Consider the following 6963-nt stretch of genomic DNA (forward strand, 5'->3'; position numbering starts at 1 on the left):
GTTCCAGCGATACCGTCCCGGACGCGATCAGCGCCGCATCGGCTTTGCCGAAAGCCTGCCATTTGCGCTGGGAATCGACGATGATCTCAGGCTTTTCATCCCAGCGGTTGACGGAGGATTTGACGAGCTCGGCGACATGCGGAACGGTCGGCAGCAGCAGCCGCAGGCGGTGGCCACGCGCACGCAGAATCGACACCGTCTCGCCGAACGGGTCGAGCAGCCGCCGTACCTCGCCACGCCGCGAACCGGGCAGGACGAGCAGGGTCTTGACGCGATCAGGAGAAAGGTCGCGCGGTAGTTCCTGCGCCTTGGCTGCGGCCAGCAAACCCGCATCGTGGGTCAGGCGATGCCCGACATAGGTGCCCGGTGGCCCGCCGAGCCGCTCGAGCTCCTTGACCTCGAACGGCAGGATGCAGAGGATGTGGTCGACATAGGGCTTCATCGCCACCGCCCTGCCCGGCCGCCACGCCCACACGCTCGGGCAGACATAGTGGATGATCGGAATCGACGGGTTGGCCGCACGCACCTTTTTGGCGACGCGCAACGAAAAGTCCGGACTGTCGATGGTGACCATGCAGTCCGGCTTTTCGTCGGCAACGGTCTTGGACAGTTGGCTGATCCGCCGCATCAGGCGCGGCAGGTCGCGTAGAACGGCGCTGAACCCCATCAGGGCGATCTCGCCGGCATCGAATGGCGAGACCAGTCCCAGCGCCTGCAAATGACGGCCGCCGAGGCCGACGAGTTGCACCTCGCGCCCCACAGCCTGGCTGAGCGAGCGCACTATGTCGGCACCGAGCAGGTCGCCAGACTCCTCTCCGGCAACGATTGCGATCTTCAATGCCCTGTCAGCCATTGCGCGGCTCCGTGGCGGCACGCAGGCCAAGGACGAACAGGCCAAGTGCATTGGCGCGCGCGATGGTTTCAGGACCTTCGAGGATCAGCGAGCGTCCCGCCTCGACGGCAATGCCGGCGAGTCCGGCCGCGTGCGCTGCCTCGACCGTCTGCGGACCGATGGATGGAAGATCGGCGCGCAGTTCCTGACCGGGCTTGGCGCACTTGACGAGGACGCCGCGGGTCTTGCCCGCAATACGGCCGTGGCCGCGCAGCAGCTTCGCACGATCAAGCAGGCCGGCTGTTCCTTCGATGCCTTCCAGCGCGATTGCCCGGCCGCCAACCGCGATCGCCGCCTGGCCGACATCCAGCGCCCCGATGGCCTTTGCTGCCGCAAGGCCTGCCTCAATATCGCGCCAGTCCAATTTTCGCGGTTCGGCCTTGGTCAGCACGCCTTCGGCGGCGACAAGATTCGGCACTACTTCGTGGGCGCCAACGACCTTTACTCCGCGCGCTTCGAGGCCTCGTGCCAAGACCTTCAGAAGACCATCGTCGCCACGCGCGAGCGCCATGACGACCAAAGGAATCACCGCGAGCAGGCTGAGACTGGGGCGCAGCGCAAGCAATCGCGGCCGGCGCTTGATCTCGCCTGCAAGCACCAGATGGGTGATCCGGTGCCGCCGCAGCAAAGGGACGAGCGAGCCTATACCTTCCAGAGCGAGGCTTTCGTGATCGTATCGGGAGAGTTCCGCGATGCGGTCGACCTCGCCTTCCATCAGGATGACGAAGGGCGGATAACCTTGTTCAGCCGAACCGGCCGCGACTTCGACCGGCAGACTGCCGCCGCCGGCAATGATGCCGACCCTGGAGCCCGGCGGAAGATCAAGACGCGCAGCCGCTGTCTCAGTCTTCGTCATCGACATCGTCGCCATCGCCGCCCTTGAGCGACGGCACAGCATAATGCCGCTTGCCGCGACTGCTGATGAAATCGATGATCTTCATGGCGGTCGGCGACGACGCGAACTCCGCCTTGGCGAACTCGATGTTCTCGCCAACGGTGCGGGAACGATCGAAGATCATCCTGTAAGCCTTGCGCAGTACAAGGATTTCGGACCTTGGCAGGCCGGAGCGCTTGAGGCCGATGATGTTGAGGCCGCGTAGGCTGGCGCGGTTGCCGACCGCTATGGCAAAGGGGATGACATCGCCGACGATCGCGGAGCAGCCGCCGAGAAAGGCGTTGTCGCCGATGCGGACAAACTGATGCACTGCGGTCAGGCCGCCGATATAGACATTGTTGCCGACCTCGCAGTGGCCGCCCAGCGTTGCACCATTGGCGAACGTCGCATTGTTGCCGACGACGCAATCATGGGCGATATGGGCGTAGGCAAGGAAATTGCCATTGTCGCCGACCGTCGTCTCGCCGCGGCTGGAATCGGTGCCGAGATGCATGGTCACGCCTTCGCGGATCGTGCAGTTCCTGCCGATGACCAAGGTGGTGCGACCGCCCTTGTGCTTGGTGTTCTGCGGCGGTGCGCCCAATGTCGCCATCGGATAGACCTTGGTCGAGGCACCGATCGACGTCGCGCCCATCACCGAGACATGACTGACCAGTTCGACGTCGTCGCCGATCACCACATCGGCACCGACATGGCAGAACGGCCCGATGCGTGCACCTTGGCCGATTTGGGCGCCTTCCTCGACAATGGAGGACGCATGAATGGATGTCTTGATTTTCATAAGCACTCGATCGTCAGTCGCTGGTGACCATCATGGCTGAAATCTCGGCCTCGGCCGCCTTGGCGCCGTCGACCATGGCTTCACAAGCGAATTTGAGCAGGTTGCCGCGTTTCTTGATTTTCTTGACATGGATCTTCAACTGGTCGCCGGGAACCACCGGTTTGCGGAATTTGGCGTTGTCGATGGTCAGGAAATAGACCAGCGACGGCTTTTCGGTACCCAGGCTGCGGATACAGATGGCGCCGGCCGTCTGCGCCATCGCCTCGACGATGAGCACACCCGGCATGACCGGCTGCTCAGGGAAATGGCCCTGAAAATGCGGCTCGTTTATGGTCACGTTCTTGATGCCGACGGCGGATTCGTCGCCATCGATGTCGACGATACGATCGATCATCAGGAACGGATAGCGGTGCGGCAGGAGCTTCATCAGCCCCATAATGTCGACTGCCTCCAGCGTCGTCGACGCGATCATGTCAGCCATTGCCTCCCTCGCCCTGTTTGCGGGTCCTGGCGAGCTTGCGCAGCATGGCTATCTCCCGCATGGCTTCCGCCATCGGCTGTGCCGGATAGCCGCCCCAGATCTCGCCTGCAGGGACATTGCTCATAAATCCACTTCTTGCGGCAAGCTTGGCCCCTGTCCCTATGGTCAGGTGATCCGCAAGCCCGACGCCGCCGCCCATGGTGACATTGTCACCCACGACCACAGAACCCGAAATACCCGAAAGCCCGGCTATTATGCAATTGCGGCCGATGCGGACGTTATGGGCGATCTGCACGAGATTGTCGATCTTGGTGCCCTGGCCGATGATCGTATCGGACATGGCGCCGCGATCGACGGTGGTGTTGGAGCCGATCTCGACATCATCCTGAATAACGACACGGCCGATCTGCGGCACGCGTTCTGGACCCTTGGCCCCGCCGACGAACCCAAAACCATCCTGGCCTATCCTCGCGCCGCCATGAATGATGACGCGATTGCCGATCAAGGCATACTGGATGCTGGCTCCTGGACCGACATAGCCGTCGCGGCCGATCTGGCAGGATTGTCCAATAACCGCATTTGGGGCGATGACGGTGCCGCTGCCGATCGAAGCACCTGGCCCGATCACCGCGCCGGCCTCGATGACGGCACCGGCTTCGACATGCGCGGTCGCATCGACATGAGCGTGCGGCGAGACGCCGGTTTCACTGGTCATTGGCCCTGGTGTCGCCGCCCTCGGAAACAGCAGACGCCCGATCAGCGCGAAGGCCTGTTGCGGACGCGGATGAATGAGAACGGCAACGCTTGCCGGCGCCTTGCCGGCAAATTCCGCCGGGCACAGGACCGCGGCTGCCCGCAGCGACGGCATCAGCGCGGAATTACGCTTGCCATCGACAAAGACGAGCGCATTCTCGCCGCCCTCGCTGGCAGGCGCGAGTGCTTCGATCGAAATATCGGAGTGGCCGGAATCGACGAGCACCGAGCCGGTCAGATTCGCGACTTCGCCCGCCGTATACCGGCGTGATGGCGCGAAGAACACCGGATCGGTCATTCCAGAAGCTATATCCAGCTAGGTCGGAACATTTCTCCCGGACCCTGAGGACCCGGGAGCATCGTTGGCCGCCGATCAGAAGCGGGTCGATATGCCGAAGTTGAATTCCTGCACGTCGTCGCGCGCTTCCTTCTTGACCGGGATCGCATAGTCGATACGGATCGGACCGAATGGCGATGCCCACATCAGGCCGAGGCCGACCGAGGCACGCAACTTCATGCCGACCGAGTCCTGAGTGACGCCAGCGGTGTCGACCTTGCTTCCATAGAGCGTTGCCGCGTCCGCGAAGACCGCGCCACGCAAGCCAAAGCTCTCCGGAATGACCGGGAGCGGGAACTGGGCCTCTGCCGACGCATTGAAATAGGTCGTGCCGCCGAGATGGTCGCCAGTAGCAGTATCGACAGGACCGATGCCGCCATAGGCGAAGCCACGGATCATGCGATCGGTGCTCTGGAACTGATCGAAAATCCGCAGACCATCGCTGCCGTATCCTTCAACATGGCCAGCGCCACCTGAAATGAGCCCGACCAGGTCGTACTGCTCCGACAGCGTCTGGTAGATGCTGCCGCGGCCCGTGACTTTCACGAACTTGGCATCACCACCGAGGCCTGCGACTTCCACGGTCGTGGTGGCATAGATACCCTCGTGCGGGCTCTTCATATCGTCGATGGTGTTGTAGACCAGCCCGAGGCTGACCGACGACTTGATCCAAGGGCTTTGTTCGATGCCGTCCAGGATAGCCGTGGAAACACTGCAACCGGGATCAGGAACCCCGTCGCCATTTGCATCGCAGCTGTCATCCAGCTCATATTTCTCTTGCGAGATGTTGTACGCCAACTGGGTCGAGATGCTGTCGGTGATCGGCAGACCGAAGCGCACCGTCGCACCCGTGGTATCGCTGTCGTAGTTGTCGTATTCCCTGGTCGACTTGAAGATGTCGAAGCCGGCGGCGATGCGCCGTCCGAGGAAATAAGGCTCGGTGAAGGACAGGCTGTAGTCGCGTGAATTCTTGCCGCCGCCCGCCGACAGCTTGATGAACTGGCCACGACCGAGGAAGTTGCGCTCGGTCACCGATCCTTCGACCGACGGACCGGCCGTGTCGCCACCGGTCGAATAACCAGCGCCCACCGAGAACTCGCCGGTCGATTTCTCGACCACATCGACCACCAGAACGACCTGGTCAGGCTGCGAGCCCGGCACGGTCGAGATGTCGACTTTCTCAAAGTAATTCAGGTTTTCCAGGCGCTTCTTCGCGCGCTGGATGAGCACCTGGTTGAAGGCGTCGCCTTCGCTGACATCGAACTCGCGGCGAATGACATAGTCACGCGTGCGATCGTTGCCGCGGATCTCGATGCGCTCGATATAGGCCTTGGTGCCCTGGTCGATCGTGTAGACGACCGAAATGGTGTGGTTCTCGAAATTCCGGTCGCCGCGCGGCGTGACCTGCGCGAAGGCATAGCCGGAACCGGCCACCTTCTCGGTCAGCGCGATGATGGAATCCTCGACGTTCTTGGCGTTGTAGACGTCACCCTTATGGGTCTCGATCACCGATTCCAGCGACTTGCCGTCGACTTCAGGGATCGAGCTCTCGACGCTGACATCACCGAACGTGTAGCGGTCGCCTTCCTGGACGGTGATGGTGACCGTGTACTTGTTCGTCGCGCTGTCGAGCTCGCCGACAGCAGACACGACCTGGAAGTCGGCATAGCCGTGATTGTAGTAGAAGCGGCGCAGCAGCTCCTCGTCCGCGCGCAGCTTGTCATCGTCATAGACGTCGTCGCGCAGGACGAAGGAAAGCCAGGACGAGCGCTTGGTATTGATGATATCCGCCAGGCGGCGGCTGGAATAGGCACTGTTGCCGACGAAATTGACCGCCGCGATCTGCGTGCGATCGCCTTCAACGATGTTGAAGACAACGTTTACGCGATTGTCGCCAAGCTGCATAACCTGCGTGGTCACGGTCACATCGTCACGACCAATGCGCCTGTATGCAGCCTTGACCGATTCCACGTCGGCATCGAGCGTCGCCTGCGAGAACGTTCCGCGCGGCTTCAGCTGCACCGCCGCCGCAAGTGCATTGTCCTTGAGCTTCTTGTTGTTCTGGAACAGCACCTGGTTGACCACCTGGTACTCGGCGACCTTGACCACCAGCGTCGAGCCGACCTGGTTGATCTGCACGTCCGAAAACAGGCCAGTTCCGAACAGTGCCTTGACCGCACCGTCGATATCGGAACTGGAGAAAGCCTTGCCCGGCTTGATGGTGATGTAATTGCGGATGGTCTCAGCGTCGATACGCTGGTTGCCGCTCACTTCCACTCTGCTGACGACAGCGGCTTCAGCCGCCGATGTGGCAACGAACTGCACTGCGAGCGCGCCTGGCACGACCATGGCCGCGGACAGGGTCACCGCGGACGCGGCGCTTAGAAACTTGGATGCTGCCTTCATCGGGCTTAATAACCTTTTCTCGTAGTCCCCACGGCGAGAAAACCGGACGTGCGGTAATTTCCCCTACCGTATTAACCGGATTTTCCCTACACGCAAGGCTTCTGGTTAATTTGTATTTACTTAACCCTGCGGCGTGGCTTTCGCGTCACTCATATCCCCTTGCATGGTAAACGGCGTCTCAACATCGTCCATGCAGAAGCCAAATTTCTTCATGATTTCAGCACCCAAACAGATCGTTCCAAAAAACGAACCCCATGAAGCACAGCACCAGAAGCAACCCGGCCCGATAGGCCATTTCCATCATCCGTTCCGACACCGGACGGCGAATGACAGCCTCCACCCCGTAGAACAAGAGGTGACCGCCGTCGAGGGGGGGAATCGGCAAAAGGTTCAGAATTCCGATGCCAACGGATAGCAG

General features: G+C 61.5%; 7 protein-coding genes. All 7 read right to left on the bottom strand.

Annotated features, from left to right (window positions below; translation table 11 throughout):
• On the bottom strand, positions 1-853 hold an 853-nt coding region (locus EN939_RS14970), incomplete at its 3' end, for a lipid-A-disaccharide synthase (RefSeq protein ID WP_127268624.1).
• On the bottom strand, positions 846-1763 hold the full coding sequence (locus EN939_RS14975; RefSeq protein ID WP_127268625.1) for an LpxI family protein: 918 nt from the start codon (positions 1761-1763) through the stop codon (positions 846-848). The genes EN939_RS14970 and EN939_RS14975, both read right to left, overlap by 8 nt.
• Positions 1735-2568 (bottom strand): acyl-ACP--UDP-N-acetylglucosamine O-acyltransferase, encoded by an 834-nt coding sequence (gene lpxA, locus EN939_RS14980; RefSeq protein WP_127268626.1) that lies wholly within the window; start codon positions 2566-2568, stop codon positions 1735-1737. The genes EN939_RS14975 and lpxA overlap by 29 nt, the downstream gene beginning before the upstream one ends.
• A 13-nt stretch (positions 2569-2581) precedes the next feature.
• Positions 2582-3049 carry a 3-hydroxyacyl-ACP dehydratase FabZ gene (fabZ, locus tag EN939_RS14985; RefSeq protein ID WP_127268627.1) on the bottom strand — a complete coding sequence of 156 codons (468 nt, stop codon included), beginning with the start codon at positions 3047-3049 and terminating at the stop codon, positions 2582-2584.
• The gene (gene lpxD / locus EN939_RS14990; RefSeq protein ID WP_027036658.1) at positions 3042-4100 is read right to left on the bottom strand and encodes a UDP-3-O-(3-hydroxymyristoyl)glucosamine N-acyltransferase; all 1059 of its coding nucleotides are present in this window, start codon (positions 4098-4100) and stop codon (positions 3042-3044) included. Before lpxD ends, fabZ begins: the two co-directional genes overlap by 8 nt.
• Positions 4101-4175: 75 nt before the next feature.
• Complete coding sequence (bamA, locus tag EN939_RS14995; RefSeq protein WP_127268628.1) at positions 4176-6545, bottom strand: outer membrane protein assembly factor BamA; 2370 nt, start codon at positions 6543-6545, stop codon at positions 4176-4178.
• Positions 6546-6762: 217 nt separating this feature from the next.
• On the bottom strand, positions 6763-6963 hold a 201-nt coding region (locus EN939_RS15000), incomplete at its 5' end, for a site-2 protease family protein (RefSeq protein WP_206528291.1).

This window comes from Mesorhizobium sp. M7A.F.Ca.CA.002.05.1.1 (assembly GCF_003998335.1).
Lineage (GTDB): Bacteria > Pseudomonadota > Alphaproteobacteria > Rhizobiales > Rhizobiaceae > Mesorhizobium.

Bases quoted from the DNA above. Each gene is read 5' to 3' on its own strand.
- EN939_RS14975 (WP_127268625.1), bottom strand. From the start codon at position 1,763: ATGGCGACGATGTCGATGACGAAGACTGAGACAGCGGCTGCGCGTCTT.
- lpxA (WP_127268626.1), bottom strand. From the start codon at position 2,568: ATGAAAATCAAGACATCCATTCATGCGTCCTCCATTGTCGAGGAAGGC.
- fabZ (WP_127268627.1), bottom strand. From the start codon at position 3,049: ATGGCTGACATGATCGCGTCGACGACGCTGGAGGCAGTCGACATTATG.
- lpxD (WP_027036658.1), bottom strand. From the start codon at position 4,100: ATGACCGATCCGGTGTTCTTCGCGCCATCACGCCGGTATACGGCGGGC.
- bamA (WP_127268628.1), bottom strand. From the start codon at position 6,545: ATGAAGGCAGCATCCAAGTTTCTAAGCGCCGCGTCCGCGGTGACCCTG.